Source organism: Vreelandella sedimenti (genome assembly GCF_013416325.1).
Classification (GTDB): domain Bacteria; phylum Pseudomonadota; class Gammaproteobacteria; order Pseudomonadales; family Halomonadaceae; genus Vreelandella; species Vreelandella sedimenti.
Map to the genome: position 1 here is coordinate 104,116 of NZ_JACCGK010000007.1, position 15,295 is coordinate 119,410.

Consider the following 15,295-nt stretch of genomic DNA (forward strand, 5'->3'; position numbering starts at 1 on the left):
AAAATAAGTATTATCGCACCCTGTCCCTGCCACGCAAGGTGAGTGCCCTTCTGTCACTATTTATCGATAGCGTAGCTGTACGCCTGTCTGACCCTGGACATCCTGCAGCGCCAGCAGTAAGTCGTCGCTCGGGGCGACTTTCCACTCATCGGCAAGTTCCAGCCAAGCCACTGCCGCTGGGTGGCGGTACTGCAGGCGCACCGGCAAACCCTCTTGATCGCGATACGGCGTCAGGCTGTCGCGCAGGGTTTCAATTAAGCGACCATTGATCTGCCCCGCGTCCAGTGCCAGTTCCACGGCTTGGCCGTAGCGAATGCGCGCCGTCACCATGGGTGTAACGTCTTTACCGCGTAGGCGCAGACCACCAGAGAATTCGTCGCTGGAGACTTCGCCCTCAACGATGAGTACCTGATCAGCCTCAATCTGACCGCGTAGCTGCTCGAATAGCTCCCCAAACAGCGAAGCTTCAATACGCCCGGTGCGGTCATCCAGGGTGATAAACGCCATGGTATCACCACGCTTGGACTTCATGGTACGCACGCCGACCACTAGCCCAGCAACGCGCTGGGGGTCGCGAGAAGGTTTTAAATCGCTGATCCGCGTGGAGACAAAACGTTTTAGCTCCCGTTCGTACTCGTCGATCGGGTGCCCCGTCAGGTAAAGCCCCAGGGTATCTTTCTCCCCTGAGAGCCGTTCACGATCGGTCCACTCACGTGCGTTGATGTATTCGGCGTAAACGTTGCTGTCACCATCACTTTCATCTGCCGCGGCGAACGCATCACCAAACATATCCAGCATGCCCAGATTTTGATTGGCGTGGTTTTGGGCAGCGGCTTTTAGCGCGTCCTCCATTGCTGCGAACAGCACCGCACGATTGGGGCCTAGGGTATCCAGCGCACCGGAGCGAATAAGCGCCTCCAGGGTGCGCTTATTCATCCGTTTGGGATCAATGCGGCGGCAGAAATCGAAGATATCTTTAAAAGGGCCATCTGCCTCACGGGCTTCGACAATGGCGCCAATGGGCCCTTCGCCCACGCCACGAATTGCGCCTAGCCCGTAGACCACACGCGCATCGGTATCGACGGTGAACTTGTAACCACCGACGTTGACGTTCGGCGGCGTTACGGTGAGCTTGAGGTTCCGACACTCCTCAATCAGCGGCACCACTTTATCCAGGTTGTCCATTTCCGTGGACATAACGGCGGCCATAAAGGGCCCCGGATAGTGGGCTTTCAGCCACGCGGTTTGGTAAGAGACCAGCGCATAGGCAGCCGAGTGAGACTTGTTAAAGCCGTAACCGGCGAATTTCTCTACCAGGTCAAAGATGTTACCGGCCAGGTCTTTATCGATACCGTTGGCGGCACAACCCTCCATAAAGCCATCACGCTGCTTGGCCATCTCTTCAGGCTTTTTCTTACCCATGGCACGGCGCAGCATATCGGCTTGACCGAGGCTGTAGCCCGCCATTACCTGAGCGATCTGCATGACCTGCTCTTGGTAGAGGATGATGCCGTAGGTGGGCGCCAAGACAGGTTTCAACAGCTCGTGCTGGTAATCCGGGTGTGGATAAGAGACTTCGGCCCGGCCGTGCTTACGGTTGATAAAGTCGTCGACCATGCCCGACTGCAGTGGGCCGGGGCGGAACAGTGCCACCAGAGCGATCATATCGTCCAGGGAGTCGGGCAGCAGGCGCTTGATCAGCTCCTTCATACCGCGGGATTCGAGCTGGAAGACCGCCGTGGTTTCAGCGCGCTTGAGCATCTCGAAGGTCGGCACATCGTCCAGTGGGATGCTGTCGATGTTGAGCGGCCCCTGGCCGTTAACGCTGCGCACCTTGTCGACCATCTCTAGTGCCCAGTCGATAATCGTCAGCGTCCGCAGGCCCAGGAAGTCGAACTTGACCAGCCCCGCTTCTTCAATATCGTTTTTATCGAACTGTACCACCAAGCCGGAACCATCTTCATCGCAGAGCAGCGGTGAGAAATCGGTCAGTTTGGTGGGGGCAATGACCACGCCACCGGCGTGCTTGCCGGTGCCCCGGGTGGTGCCCTCAAGTTTGAGCGCCATCTCCCAGATCTCTTCGGCCTCTTCATCGTTGCCGATAAACTCTTTGAGCGCGGGCTCCTGCTCAATCGCCTTGGCCAGGGTCATGCCTACTTCAAAGGGAATCAGCTTGGAGAGTTTGTCCCCCAGCGAGTACGGACGGCCTTGGGCACGGGCCACATCGCGCACCACGGCCTTCGCCGCCATGGTGCCAAAGGTGACAATCTGGGAGACCGCATTGCGCCCGTAGCGCTCGGCCACGTACTCGATCACCTTGTCGCGTTTTTCCATGCAGAAGTCGACGTCAAAGTCGGGCATGGAGACACGCTCAGGGTTAAGAAAGCGCTCGAACAGCAGGTCGTAGCCAATCGGATCCAGATCGGTAATCTTTTGTGCGTAGGCCACCAACGAACCAGCACCGGAACCGCGCCCCGGGCCTACCGGCACGCGGTTGTCCTTGGCCCACTGGATGAAGTCCATCACGATCAGGAAGTAGCCAGGGAACCCCATCTGGATAATAACGTTGAGCTCGAACTCCAGCCGGTCGCGGTAGCGCTGGTCGATCGCCCGGTACTCTTCGCTGTCGCGGGGGTAGCGTTCAGCGGGAAACAGAAAATCCAACCGCTCGGTTAAACCGTCATGGGATACTTTGCGGAAGAACTCATCCTGGGTCATCCCTTCGGGAATGCCAAACTCGGGCAGGAAAATCTCGCCCAGACGCACATCCACGCTGCAGCGCTCGGCGATCATCACGCTGTTTTCCAGCGCTTCGGGGATATCGGCAAACAGCGCCGCCATCTCGTCGGGGCTTTTTAAGTACTGCTCTTCGGTGTAGCGGCGTTCGCGGCGCGGGTCGTCCAGCGCTTTACCTTCACCGATGGCGACGCGGGTCTCGTGGGCCCAATAATCTTCGCGCTCAAGAAAGCGCACGTCATTGGTCGCCACCACTGGCGTGCCTGTCTCAATGGCCAGCTTGACGCTGGCGTGAACGCAGGCCTCTTCCAGCGGGCGCCCGGTGCGAACCAACTCTAGATAAAAGCGCTCGGGAAATGCCGCTTGCCACTCTTCGAGTAGAACCCGTGCGTCCTGTTCGTGATCAGATAGCAGGTGGCGGCCTATCTCACCCTCCCGCGCGCCGGAAAGCGCAATCAAGCCTTCGCTCTGTTCCAGCACCCACTGTTTATCGAGAATGGCGCGCCCCTGGCGCTGGCCATGGGTCCAACCTTTCGAGATCAGCTCGGTCAGGTTGCGATAGCCAACATCGTTCATCGCCAGCAGCGTTAGCCGGTAAGGGTGGGACTCGTCATGGGGATTCTGGAGCCATAAGTCACTGCCAATGATCGGCTTCAACCCCGCCCCCTGGGCGGCTTTGTAGAACTTCACCAGGCCGAACAGGTTGGTTTCATCGGTCAAGGCCAGCGCTGGCATCGCCCGTTCAGCCGTGGTACTGACCAGCGACTTTAGCTTCACTAAGCCATCGACCAGGGAATATTCACTGTGCAAACGTAAATGAACGAACGGAAGTGTCATGGGACTCTCAACAAAACGCTAGGCAACCTCTGATTAACTATTGCGCTTGGCCATACTGCGTTAAAAATCGCCTCAAAATGCTCATTTACAACTCGTAAACTCCGCTTTTTCGTTGATTTTTGCCTTGTCTGGCCTGCGCTCATCACGTTAATCAGGGGCTCGCCAGGTGAAGAAAAATACGTTAAAGCAGCGCCAACTGACGCTGCACAGGCGCGAAGCTACGACGATGTTCGGCCAGTGGCCCGTGAGCTGCAAGCGCCGTCAGGTGCTCTTTGGTCGGGTAGCCTTTATGGCGCGCAAAACCATACTCAGGATAGCACTCATCCAAGGCGACCATCTGCGCATCGCGAGCGACCTTGGCCAAAATCGACGCCGCGGCAATGGCGCAGTGACGTGAATCGCCCTTTACCACGGCCTGACCGGGCAGCAGATGGTCAGGTAATTTGTTGCCATCCACGAGTAGATATTCCGCCGCCGGTGCCAGCGCATCAATGGCGCGACGCATGGCCAAGTGGGTGGCATGGTAAATATTCAGCGCATCCACTTCAGCAGCGCTGGCTTCTGCCACGGCAAAGGCTAACGCCCGCTCACGAATCTGACTATCCAGCGCTTCACGTTTGCGCGCCGTCAATTTTTTAGAGTCGATAAGACCGTCAATCGGCTGAGCGGGGTCGAGAATCACCGCCGCGGCCACCACGCTACCTATCAGCGGCCCTCGACCTACTTCATCGACCCCCGCCAGCCGCTCGCCGCTGTAGGCAATTTCTAGCGTTGGAAAATCCTTGTGCTCGATCAACCAGTGCTCAATGGCCATCAACAGTCTCCAGAGGCTGACCTGCGGCCAACAGGTTAATCGCCTCGGCGGCGCGACGGCTGGCATTGCGCTGGAGCGTGGCGTGCATCTCGGCAAAGCGTGTTTCCAAGGCATGTCGACTTGCCTCGTCGGCCAACATAGCGCTGAGCTGGTCGGCAATCGCCTCTGGAGAGGCGGCGTCTTGAATCAGCTCGGGCACCAGCATCTCCTGGGCAATCAAATTGGGCAGAGATACCCACTGGGTTTTCACCATTCGTTTAGCCAGCCAGTGTGTGGCTGGGGCCATTTTGTAGGCCACTAGCATGGTGCGGTGACACAGCATGGCTTCCAGCGCGGCGGTACCCGAGGCCAGCAGTACCACATCGCTCGCTACCATGGCCTCACGGGCCTGACCGTCCAGCAGTGCAGTACGCTCCGCCAGCAGGGGGTAATTAGCCAGCAGTGCGCTGATTTCCCGGCGGCGATCAGCGGTGGCCGCAGGAATCACCACTTGCAGCGTGGGGTGGCGCTGGCAGAGATGTTCGGCAGCGTTAAGAAAGGTGTCACCCAAAAAGCGAATTTCATTGGCCCGGGAGCCGGGCAGCAGCGCTAACACCTGACTATCCGGCGCCAGCTTCAGCGCCTGACGGGTGGCAATACGGTCATTTTCCAGCGGCATTTCGTCGGCCAAGGGGTGACCCACAAAGGCGACGGGAACACGGTGTTTGCGATAGAAGGCGGCTTCAAAAGGGAGCAGTGTCAGCATGCCATCTACCGATTTAGCGATGCCTTTTACCCGCCCCTGGCGCCACGCCCATACGGAAGGGCTTACGTAATGGGCGGTGGTAATACCCGCTTCGTGGAGCTGGCGTTCCAGGCCTAAATTGAAGTCAGGCGCATCGATGCCGAGCATAATATCCGGCTGCCAGGCCAGCGCTTCGGCTTTTAGGGTGCGCCGCACACGGATCAGTTCGGGGAGATGTTTAAGCACTTCAACCAGCCCCATCACCGCAAGGGTCTCCAATGGGAAGCGGCTCTCCATGCCTTCCGCCTGCATACGCGGCCCGCCGATGCCACGAAACTCGACACCAGGGTGGCGCGCTTTAAGTTCACGCATCAGCCCAGCGCCAAGGATATCGCCGGAGAGTTCCCCAGCCACGAGATAGACACGTTGCAGGGTCATAAAATGATTAGCATGGGTTAACGGGTGATACCGCGGGTAGAACGCTCAATGGAGGCGGCGAAATGCTCAATTTCGGGAAAATCAAAGCGGCTACGCATTTCGACAAGCGCCTGTTCTGTAGTCAGCCCCTGGCGATAAACCATTTTATAGGCAGTGGTTAAGGCGCTAATTGCTTCGCGGCTAAAGCCGCGGCGCTTTAAGCCCACTAGGTTGAGGCCACGAGCTTCGGCAGGGTTGCCATTAATCATGATATAGGCGGGCGTGTCCTTGGTGATAATCGAGCCACCACCGGCCATAGCATGATCGCCAAAGTGACAGAACTGATGCACTGCCGCCAACCCCCCCAGAATGGCATGATCACCGACGGTAACATGGCCCGCCAAGGTAACCTGATTGGCTAAAATGCAGTCGTTACCAATCACGCAGTCATGGCCGACATGCACGTAGGCCATAAACAGGTTGCGCGAACCAATGGTGGTTTCGCTGCGATCCTGAACGGTGCCTCGATGAATCGTGGCGCCTTCACGGATAACATTATCGTCGCCCATCACTAACCGCGTGGGTTCGCCTGCGTATTTTTTGTCCTGACAGTCTTCACCTACCGAGGCAAACTGAAAGATACGCGTACGCTCGCCTAGCGAAGCGGGGCCTTTAACCACCACATGGGGGCCTATGACGGAGCCCGCGCCGATCGTGACGTCGGGGCCAATGATGCTAAAGGGGCCAACCTCAACGTCGTCGGCAAGGCGCGCCGCCGGGTCGACCAGTGCAGTCGGATGTATCAAGCCACCTTCCTCTCGGCACAAATAATTTCTGCTTCGCAGGCCAGCTCACCGTCAACCGTGGCACGGCATGCAAATTTCCAGATACCCCGTTTACCTCTAATCACGTCTGCCTCTAAGGTGAGCTTGTCGCCCGGCATTACCGGGCGTTTAAAGCGCACTTTATCGCTGCCCACGAGATAGTACACATAGCCATCGGCAGGCAGTTTATTGACCGTTTTAAAACCGAGAATGCCGCATACCTGAGCCAGGGCTTCGATCACCAGCACGCCCGGCATAATCGGGTGATGCGGAAAATGGCCGTTAAAAAATGGCTCATTAATGCTGACATTTTTGTACGCAACGATGGATTCGCCGGTGGTTAATTGCGTTACTCGATCCACCAGCAAAAAGGGGTAACGGTGGGGCAAGTACTCGCGAATTTCATTGATATCCATAACCATCGTAGCGACCTCTGAAATAACAAAAACCTGTAGCTCCCGAAGAGTGTCAGGCAAATACCAGCACGTGCGCTGGTTAAAAGGCTGTGGATTATACCCCGCTGTTATCTAGCCTCAAACCAGCAGCAGGTAATATTCATTCAGCCGTTACTATTCACGTTGCTTTTTTTCCAATCGAGCCAGTCGCTTAGCGATGTCATCAAGCTGTTTAAAACGCACCGCGTTTTTACGCCACTGGGCATTAGCCATGGCACCAGTACCGGATGAGTAGACCCCCGGTTCATGGATTGAGTTCGTGACAAGGCTCATACCCGTCACCTGAACGCCATCGCAAATGGTTAGGTGACCGGATAAACCGACCCCGCCACCCAGCATGCAGTGCTTACCGACCTTGGTCGAACCAGCAATGCCCACACAACCTGCTAAGGCGCTGTGATCCCCGATAATGACGTTATGGGCGATTTGTACCTGACTATCAATTTTGACGTCATCACCAATCACCGTATCCCCCAAAGCGCCACGATCGATGCTGGAGCAACTGCCTACTTCAACGTCGTCGCCAAGCACCACCCCCCCCAACTGGGCGATTTTATGCCAGCCAGCGCCATCGTGGGCAAACCCGAAGCCGTCGCCACCAATCACACAACCGCTTTGCAAGATGCCCCGCTTACCGATAACCACGCCATGGCAGAGGGTAACATTGGCGTGCAGACGCGTTGCTTCGCCGATAATTGTATCGGCTCCCACCACGCTGCCCGCCCCAATGACCACACGGTCGCCCAGCACCACACCGGATTCAATCACTGCGTGAGCTTGAATGCAGACATCGGCGCCTAGCTGAGCATCTTCCGCCACGACGGCGGTGGGATGAATGCCAACGATATCGCGGGCGGGCAGCGGGTCAAACAACTGCGATAGCTTGGCATAGCCCAAGTAGGGGTTATCGATTTCCAGACGCGCTACCGGGCAGTGCTTGCCATGCTCAGGATGCAGCAATACTGCGGCCGCTTTGGTCGTCGCCAAATCTTTCAGGTAGGCACGATTGGCCAGAAAAGCCACTTGATCCGGCTGCGCTTCTTTTAGCGTCGCCAAGCCGCGTATCGGTTGCTGAGCATTACCGCTGACGGGAATGCCCAATTGGCGCGCAATGTCTGCGAGGGTAAAGTAATGAGAAGCGTGCGTCATGGGAGCCCAGGGAAGCGTTGGTGAGGCCTGACCACACCAATTAGCGTTTAAATTTAGTTCAAGGTATCAAAAATCTGGGTGACTTCATCGGTCACATTGGGCAGATCCACACCCGAGTGCAGTACGCCCTGGGGTTCAACCAGCACATCAATACCGTGGCGTTCCAGCACTTCTGCTACCGCTTGTTCCAACTTCGGCTCGGCGCCTTCTAAAAACTGCTGCTCGGAACGCTGCTGTGCCTGCACTACTTCCTGGCGAAGCTGTTCAAAACGGCTGCCTTTCTGCTGAAGCTCGCTAATCAGCGACTCCCGCTGGGACTGAGCCATCGTTTCGCCTTCGTTCTGCAAACGCTGCTGAAGCTGCTGCAACTCATTACCCAGGTTTTGCGCTTCACGCTGCTGATTACCGATTTGCCCTTCCAGAGTACTCATTGACGCCTGTGCAGACTGGGTATTCATCAATGCTGCTCGCCAATCCAACACTGCTACTTCTGCAGCGTGAGCGGGCAAAATCATCGCGCCCAACAGGCATACCACTGCTGTCAGTTTACGCATCATGTTATCTCCTTAGGTCACGCTAGCGCGCGCCACCATGGCACGCGGTCTAGCAAAATTAGAACGTTTGCCCTTTAGAACGTTTGTCCTAATGAGAACTGGAAGAACTGAGTGTCGTCACCGCTCTCATCGTTCAATGGCTCAGCAACGCTAAAGGTCAGCGGTCCTACCGGAGTCAGCCAAGAGAGACCAATACCGGCACTGTAGCGCAAATCGCCTAGATCAACGCCGGAGTTGCACTGCTGACGCCCTGCATCTTCATCCAGCACATCGTAGCAAGAGCTCAGGAAGGTGTTACCGCCATCCAAGAACAGTGATGTTTGCAGCGCACGCTGATCTTCAATAAAGGGCAGCGGGAAAATGATCTCGGCACTGCCTTCTATGGAAACATTACCGCCCAGCGTGCGGTCACGGCCGCCTTCGGTTGCTGGCGTGGTGCGCTGCCCCAGCGTATTCGACGTAAAGCCACGCACCGAACCAAGACCACCCGCATAGAAGTTCTCATAGAAGGGGTACGGATCATTGCCGCCCAGGGTATCGGCATAGCCGACGTTGCCGGTAAATTTGAACGCCCAGGACTCGTCATTATTAATAGGGAAGAGCTGCTGGGCTCGCGCACGCAATTTGTAGTACTCAGCATCACTGCCCGGCACGCCGGTTTCCAGCGATAAACGCTGATAGTTACCATCGGTCGGCATAATACCGCGGTTAAGGTTGTTGCGTGTCCAGCTAGCGGTCAGCTTCAAGCTTTGCGCATCTTCGCCCTGATCTTCCACGTAGCGACGAATTTCTGAGGCTGTGTCGAAGTAGGTTTTCACCGTTAGATCTTCAACGCTGGCACCGAAGTTAAGACGCGACAGTTCGCTTACGGGGTAACCAAAGTTGATACCGGCACCATAGGCATCCGTCGAGAACGTCGAAATATCCGAATCGGCGTAATCGGTTTCGCGGTAAAAAACATTGTAGCCGCGAGAAATGCCATCCAGTGTCCAGTAAGGATCGGTGAAGCCAAAGTTCACACTGGTAAAGGTGTCGCTGCGCTGAGCCCCTACATTGACCCGGTTACCCGTACCCAAGAAGTTATTTTGCGACAAGCCGACGCCGTAAATAACCCCAGCACTCTGGGAGAAACCAACGCTGGCAGAGACCGACCCCGAGGGCTGCTCTTCGACATTATAAGTAACGTCGAGTAAATCCGGCTCACCAGGTACAGGCTGGGTATCCACTTCTACTTGGCTAAAAAAGCCCAGGCGTTCAAGGCGCTGACGCGATTGTGTAATGGCTTCGGTAGAAGCGGGTGCGCCTTCCAACTGAATCATTTCACGCCGCAGTACTTCATCCTGGGTAGTCGTATTACCGTAGAACTCAATACGACGCACGTAGGCGCGTTCACCGGGATTGACGGCAATAACCAGATCGACCGTTTCACCGTCCCCTGCCATTTCAGGCACGCCTTGAATATCAGCAAAGGCGAAGCCTTCGGCACCCAAACGCTGGCGCAGGGCTTCGGTGGAGGCGTTCACATCGCCGCGGGAGAAAATCTCTCCCTCTTTAACGGTGAGTAACTGGCGAGCTTCATCTTCGCTGATCTGTAAATCACCCGCGAAACGAATATCACCCACCCGGTACTGGGCGCCTTCATCGACGTTGAGGGTAATAAAGATTTCGGATTTTTCCGGGCCGATCGACACCTGAGTCGAGGTCACATCGAAGTTGACATAGCCACGATCTAGGTAGAACGAACGCAGCCGCTCAATATCACCGGAAAGCGCTTCTCGAGAGTACTCGTCGCTTGAGAACCAGCCGAAAATGCGTCCTGGCCGATCATTGAGCTCAAACACCTCGCGCAGCGTTTCATCATCAAAGGCTTCGTTACCAACGATATTGATTTGGCGAATCTTGGCCACTTCGCCTTCGTTGATATTGATATTGACCTGAACCCGGCCCTCATCTACCTCTTCCACTTCGGTATCGATGCTGGCGCTGTAGCGACCTTGAGACTGATAGACGCCTTCCAGCTCGCGCTGAATCTCTTCCAGCGTGGAGAGCTCCAACACCTGACCTTCGGAGAGCCCCGATTCACGCAACCCATTGCGCAAATCCTCTTCAGATATCTGATCGTTACCGCTGATCTGTAGCCGCGCAATAGTCGGACGCTCGACGACCTGAATAACCAGTACATCGCCTTCGCGTGCCAGGGAGACATCGTCAAATAGCCCTGTGGCAAATAAGTCACGGGCAGCAGCAGCTAATTGCTCTTCGCTGACGCGCTCATTGGCACTCACCGGAAATGCATTGAAGACCGAGGCGGCGGATACCCGCTGCAGTCCTTCCACTCGAATGTCTGAAACATCAAAGGATTGTGCTTGGGCGCCGCTGGCGCCTGCCAGCAAGAGTGCCGCCATTCCAAGGGTCTTGATTTTCATGCAGTCAATTCGCTCGCGTTGGTCTGCCTATCATTCCAGAAAGGCACCATATACATTTGTGCAGGCAGATGACAAGGCATCCTGCGCGCTACACGCGTCATTACCACAGGCGCATCAGATCAAAATAGAGAGCCATCAACATCAGGGTGCCAACCATGGCCAGCCCAATGCGCAATCCTACGGCTTGGGTTTTTTCAGATACTGGCCGTCCACGCACGACCTCCATAAAATAATAGAGCAAGTGGCCACCATCGAGCACCGGGATAGGTAGTAAGTTTAGTACCCCAAGGCTGATAGAAAGATACGCTAGAAAGCCAATAAACGCCTCCATCCCTGCACGGGCTGAATCACCAGAGATCTGTGCAATGGTGATTGGCCCGGACAAATTGGAAGGCGAGATAAGCCCGACAAACATTTTGCGTATGGCATCTAAGGTTAAGAGCGTCATCTCTCCAGTGCGCGAGACAGCTTGGCCTACCGCTTCGATAGGGCCGTAACGGATTTCACGCTGAAACGCTGCTGGCCACTCAACCTGCTCGGCGCCTGCGCCGATATAACCAATTTCAACCCCATTTTCCAAGCGGTTACGCACAGGGGTTAAGTCGACATTCGACTGTTCCCCGTTACGCTCATAGGTAAGCTGCAGGGTTTCACCAGGACTACTTCGCACCATATTAACGAAGTGCATCCAATCATCTACTGGTTCGCCATTAATCGCCACCATCCTATCGCCCGCCTCAAGACCTGCTTGCTCGGCGGCCTCTCCGCTCACTACTTGGCCTAAAACGGCCGGAAATTCCGGCTGCCAAGGAGTAATACCCAGCGATTGCAGCGGCTGTGGCGGGTCTTGGCGAACCAAATAATCAGCCACCGATAAGCCAAAACGTTGAGGGTCGCTCGCGCCTTCGGGGCGGGCGTCTATATCCAGCTCACCGCTGAAACCAATAATCGATACCAGCTTAAGGTTAACATCTTCCCAGGAACGCATCTCATCGCCCTGAATGGCGACAATCTCATCGCCATTGGCAAGTCCGGCTTCAGCGGCAGGCGAGTCAGGCGCAACGCTACCGACCATTGGCGACACCACCGTGGTGCCCGCCACGAACAGTGCCCAGTAAGCCACAATCGCTAACAGGAAGTTAGCGATTGGCCCTGCCGCCACAATCGCAATGCGTTGCCACACCGTTTTGCGGTTAAACGCCTGGTCAAGTTGCTCTTCCGGTACCGGCGCCTCACGCTCATCGAGCATTTTGACATAACCACCCAATGGAATGGCGGCTATCGCGAACTCGGTGCCGTGGCGGTCAACCCGAGACCATAGCGGCTTACCAAAGCCTACAGAAAACCGTAGCACTTTGACCCCACAGCGCCTCGCCACCCAAAAATGGCCAAACTCGTGGAAAGTCACTAACAGGCCCAACACCACTATGACCGCTAAAATATTCTGTATAAGGCCCACACTGAACTCCTTAATGCCCCGCTCTAACGACCAGCCCAGCGAATGCTTAAGCGTATCATTTTGTTACCAGTTCCAGCGCCTGCTGTCGCGCCCACTGATCCGTTGCTAATACGCTATCAAGGCTATCAACACAGCCTTGATAGGGGCGCGACAAGACGTCGGCGACCAGTTGCCCAATGGCTGTAAAGCCGATTCGCCGCTGCAGGAATGCTTCAACCGCAACTTCATTGGCAGCGTTGAGCACAACGGGTGCCATGCCCCCTTGCCGCATCGCTTCACGGGCAAGCCCTAAACAGGGGAAGCGAGTTTCATCGGGGGCTTCAAAATCAAGCCGCGCCACCTGAAAAAGATCCAGTGTCTCAACCCCGGCATCAATTCGCTCCGGCCACGCTAGACCGTAGGCGATGGGGATGCGCATATCAGGATTACCCAACTGTGCAATCACCGAACCATCTTGATACGCCACCATGGAGTGAATCACGCTTTGCGGGTGCACCACCACCTGGATTTGTTCGGGCGTGGCGTCAAATAGCCAGCAGGCTTCAATAAGCTCTAGCCCTTTATTCATCAGTGTGGCGCTATCCACAGATATTTTACGCCCCATTGACCAGTTCGGGTGAGCGCAGGCCTGTTCGGGAGTGACATTGTTGATATCCGCCTGGCTCCAGGTACGAAACGGCCCGCCAGAGGCCGTTAGCAGCAGTTGACGAACCCCGTGCCTGACAAGTCCGCCGCGGTGCTCCGCAGGTAGACACTGGTAAATGGCATTATGTTCGGAATCAATCGGTAGTAATGTTGCGCCAGAGCGGGAGACGGCCTCCATAAACAGCGCGCCGCTCATCACCAGCGCCTCTTTATTGGCCAATAGCACGCGCTTGCCTGCTTCCGCAGCGGCTAGGGCAGGCAGTAAGCCCGCCGAGCCGACAATGGCCGCCATTACGCAGTCGACGCTGGCGTCCCGGGCAACATCACACAGCGCCTCTGGGCCTGCGCTCACGTCAGTTGACTGCCCAGCCCGCTTAAGCTCTTGGCGCAGCCAAGCGGCATCGGCTTCATCATCCAACACGGCGACCGCAGGACGATGCGCCAAGCACTGTGCTAGCAGAGCCTCTTTTGAGGTGTGCGCGGTCAGGGCATGCACGCAATAGCGGTCTGGGTGACGACTAATCACATCCAGCGTGCTAGTGCCCACAGAGCCTGTCGAGCCGAGCACGGTCACACGTTGCATATTAGCGAGTCGGCTCATAGCGGCGGCACCCGAGCAAATACCTCAACAAGTACTTCCACATAGAACAGCGCAAACAGCGGTATCGCCGCGGTGAGGCTATCAATGCGATCCAGCACACCGCCATGACCGGGAAGCAACTGGCTCGAATCTTTGATATTACGATGGCGCTTGAGCATGCTTTCCAGTAGATCCCCTAGCACAGAGGCCAAAGTGACCACAGCGGTGATGAGTATCAGGGTAATTCCCCCCACCAGGCCCAGCGGCAACCACAGCGCAAAGAGGATAGCCAGAATAGTGGTCGCCGCTAAGCCGCCGTACACGCCCTCCCATGATTTGCCAGGACTCACGTGGGGAGCCAATTTTCGCTTGCCCCAGTGACGCCCCACAAAGTAGGCGCCGATATCCGCGCACCAAACCAGCAGCAGCACAAACAGCAGCCAAGCCATACCGATGTCACGCAGAACGTTAAAGCCCACCCAGCAGGGCAATAGCACCCACAGGCCCATCGCCAGGCGCCGCACGGTGGCCTGCCACTGTTCACCCGCTGCAGGGTAGCGGGTTACCCAGTAGAGATTCACCAGCCAACCGGCAGCGGAGAACCAAAGCGGCCATATTGATGCGGCGGCCCCGGCCAGCCACATGACCAACATCAACACTGCCATCACGGCCACTAGCTGAGCACGCTGCGCCGCACGGGTAACGCCCGCCAGATTGGCCCACTCCCAGGTGGCGAGTAGCACCATCAACGCCGTAAATAGCGCAAAAGCGCCGCCGTCTAAACCAAACAGGCCAGCTAGCACCAGGGGTGCTAGCCAGGCTGCGGTGATAATCCGCTGTTTAAGCACCCTGCGCCTCTATTTGTTCGTCCGTCATGCCAAAGCGACGACGGCGCTGGCAGAAGTCGTTTAATGCCGCGTCAAACGCATCCGCACCGAAATCGGGCCATAGCAGCGGGGAAAAGTGCAGTTCAGCATAGGCCAACTGCCAAAGCATAAAGTTGGATAACCGCTGCTCACCACTGGTACGTATACACAGATCCACCGGCGGCACGTCATCAGCCCCCATGGCAGTGTCGAAGCACGCTTCATCGATTTCCTCAGGCGATAACTCCCCAGCCGCCACCTGTTCGGCTAAGGTGCGCGCCGCCCGCGCGATATCCCACTGCCCCCCATAGTTGGCGGCAATCACCAGATGCATCCCCGTATTGTCTGCGGTTAACGCTTCAGCACGCTGAATATGCTTTTGGATGGCGTGGGAAAAGCCTCGCTGTTCGCCAATGATCGAGAGGCGCACATTACGTTCATTGAGCTTTTTGACTTCACGCTTAAGCGCCATCAAAAACAGCTCCATCAAGGCGTTGACCTCTGCGGCCGGACGCTTCCAGTTTTCGCTGGAGAAAGCAAACAGGCTGAGCGTTTGCACTTCGCGCTCGGCGGCTCGCTGAATCACCGCACGAACGGTTTCCACTCCGGCCCGGTGCCCACGCACCCCCGAAAGCCCGCGCGCGCGCGCCCAGCGGTTATTGCCATCCATAATGATGGCAACGTGAGACGGCGGGGCCTCCCCGGCCAGAGAAGACGCGCTGGCGTCGTCCGGCTGTTTTTCAGGAAGCTGCGGTGACGTCATGGATTCTCGCACCAAAGATCAGTCATAAAAAAACCAGCCAGAGTGT

The 15,295-nt window shown here is 56.5% G+C and carries 12 protein-coding genes; all 12 read right to left on the reverse strand.

What is annotated here, in order from left to right; translation table 11 throughout:
- Positions 1 to 60: 60 nt before the first annotated feature.
- Complete coding sequence (gene dnaE / locus HZU72_RS09410) at positions 61 to 3,573, reverse strand: DNA polymerase III subunit alpha (RefSeq protein WP_180091563.1); 3,513 nt, start codon at positions 3,571 to 3,573, stop codon at positions 61 to 63.
- Positions 3,574 to 3,754: 181 nt separating this feature from the next.
- Entirely contained in the window at positions 3,755 to 4,387 is a 633-nt protein-coding gene (gene rnhB, locus HZU72_RS09415) for a ribonuclease HII (RefSeq protein ID WP_180091564.1), read from the reverse strand.
- Complete coding sequence (gene lpxB / locus HZU72_RS09420) at positions 4,377 to 5,549, reverse strand: lipid-A-disaccharide synthase (RefSeq protein ID WP_180091565.1); 1,173 nt, start codon at positions 5,547 to 5,549, stop codon at positions 4,377 to 4,379. The genes rnhB and lpxB overlap by 11 nt, the downstream gene beginning before the upstream one ends.
- Positions 5,550 to 5,566: 17 nt before the next feature.
- Positions 5,567 to 6,334, reverse strand: a complete 768-nt coding sequence (gene lpxA / locus HZU72_RS09425) for an acyl-ACP--UDP-N-acetylglucosamine O-acyltransferase (protein ID WP_180091566.1) — start codon at positions 6,332 to 6,334, stop codon at positions 5,567 to 5,569.
- Positions 6,331 to 6,774 (reverse strand): 3-hydroxyacyl-ACP dehydratase FabZ, encoded by a 444-nt coding sequence (fabZ, locus tag HZU72_RS09430; protein ID WP_022520189.1) that lies wholly within the window; start codon positions 6,772 to 6,774, stop codon positions 6,331 to 6,333. Before fabZ ends, lpxA begins: the two co-directional genes overlap by 4 nt.
- A 147-nt stretch (positions 6,775 to 6,921) precedes the next feature.
- Entirely contained in the window at positions 6,922 to 7,956 is a 1,035-nt protein-coding gene (gene lpxD / locus HZU72_RS09435) for a UDP-3-O-(3-hydroxymyristoyl)glucosamine N-acyltransferase (RefSeq protein ID WP_180091567.1), read from the reverse strand.
- Positions 7,957 to 8,009: 53 nt separating this feature from the next.
- Positions 8,010 to 8,510 carry an OmpH/Skp family outer membrane protein gene (locus HZU72_RS09440; protein WP_180091682.1) on the reverse strand — a complete coding sequence of 167 codons (501 nt, stop codon included), beginning with the start codon at positions 8,508 to 8,510 and terminating at the stop codon, positions 8,010 to 8,012.
- Between the two features lie 74 nt (positions 8,511 to 8,584).
- A complete protein-coding gene (gene bamA, locus HZU72_RS09445; RefSeq protein WP_371829540.1) occupies positions 8,585 to 10,936 on the reverse strand; it encodes an outer membrane protein assembly factor BamA in 2,352 nt (783 codons plus the stop codon).
- 100 nt (positions 10,937 to 11,036) lie between these two features.
- Positions 11,037 to 12,395 (reverse strand): RIP metalloprotease RseP, encoded by a 1,359-nt coding sequence (gene rseP / locus HZU72_RS09450; RefSeq protein ID WP_180091568.1) that lies wholly within the window; start codon positions 12,393 to 12,395, stop codon positions 11,037 to 11,039.
- A gap of 55 nt (positions 12,396 to 12,450) precedes the next feature.
- On the reverse strand, positions 12,451 to 13,641 hold the full coding sequence (ispC, locus tag HZU72_RS09455; RefSeq protein WP_180091569.1) for a 1-deoxy-D-xylulose-5-phosphate reductoisomerase: 1,191 nt from the start codon (positions 13,639 to 13,641) through the stop codon (positions 12,451 to 12,453).
- A complete protein-coding gene (locus HZU72_RS09460; RefSeq protein ID WP_180091570.1) occupies positions 13,638 to 14,468 on the reverse strand; it encodes a phosphatidate cytidylyltransferase in 831 nt (276 codons plus the stop codon). Before HZU72_RS09460 ends, ispC begins: the two co-directional genes overlap by 4 nt.
- Positions 14,461 to 15,249, reverse strand: a complete 789-nt coding sequence (gene uppS / locus HZU72_RS09465) for a polyprenyl diphosphate synthase (RefSeq protein ID WP_180091571.1) — start codon at positions 15,247 to 15,249, stop codon at positions 14,461 to 14,463. Before uppS ends, HZU72_RS09460 begins: the two co-directional genes overlap by 8 nt.
- Positions 15,250 to 15,295: the final 46 nt, after the last annotated feature.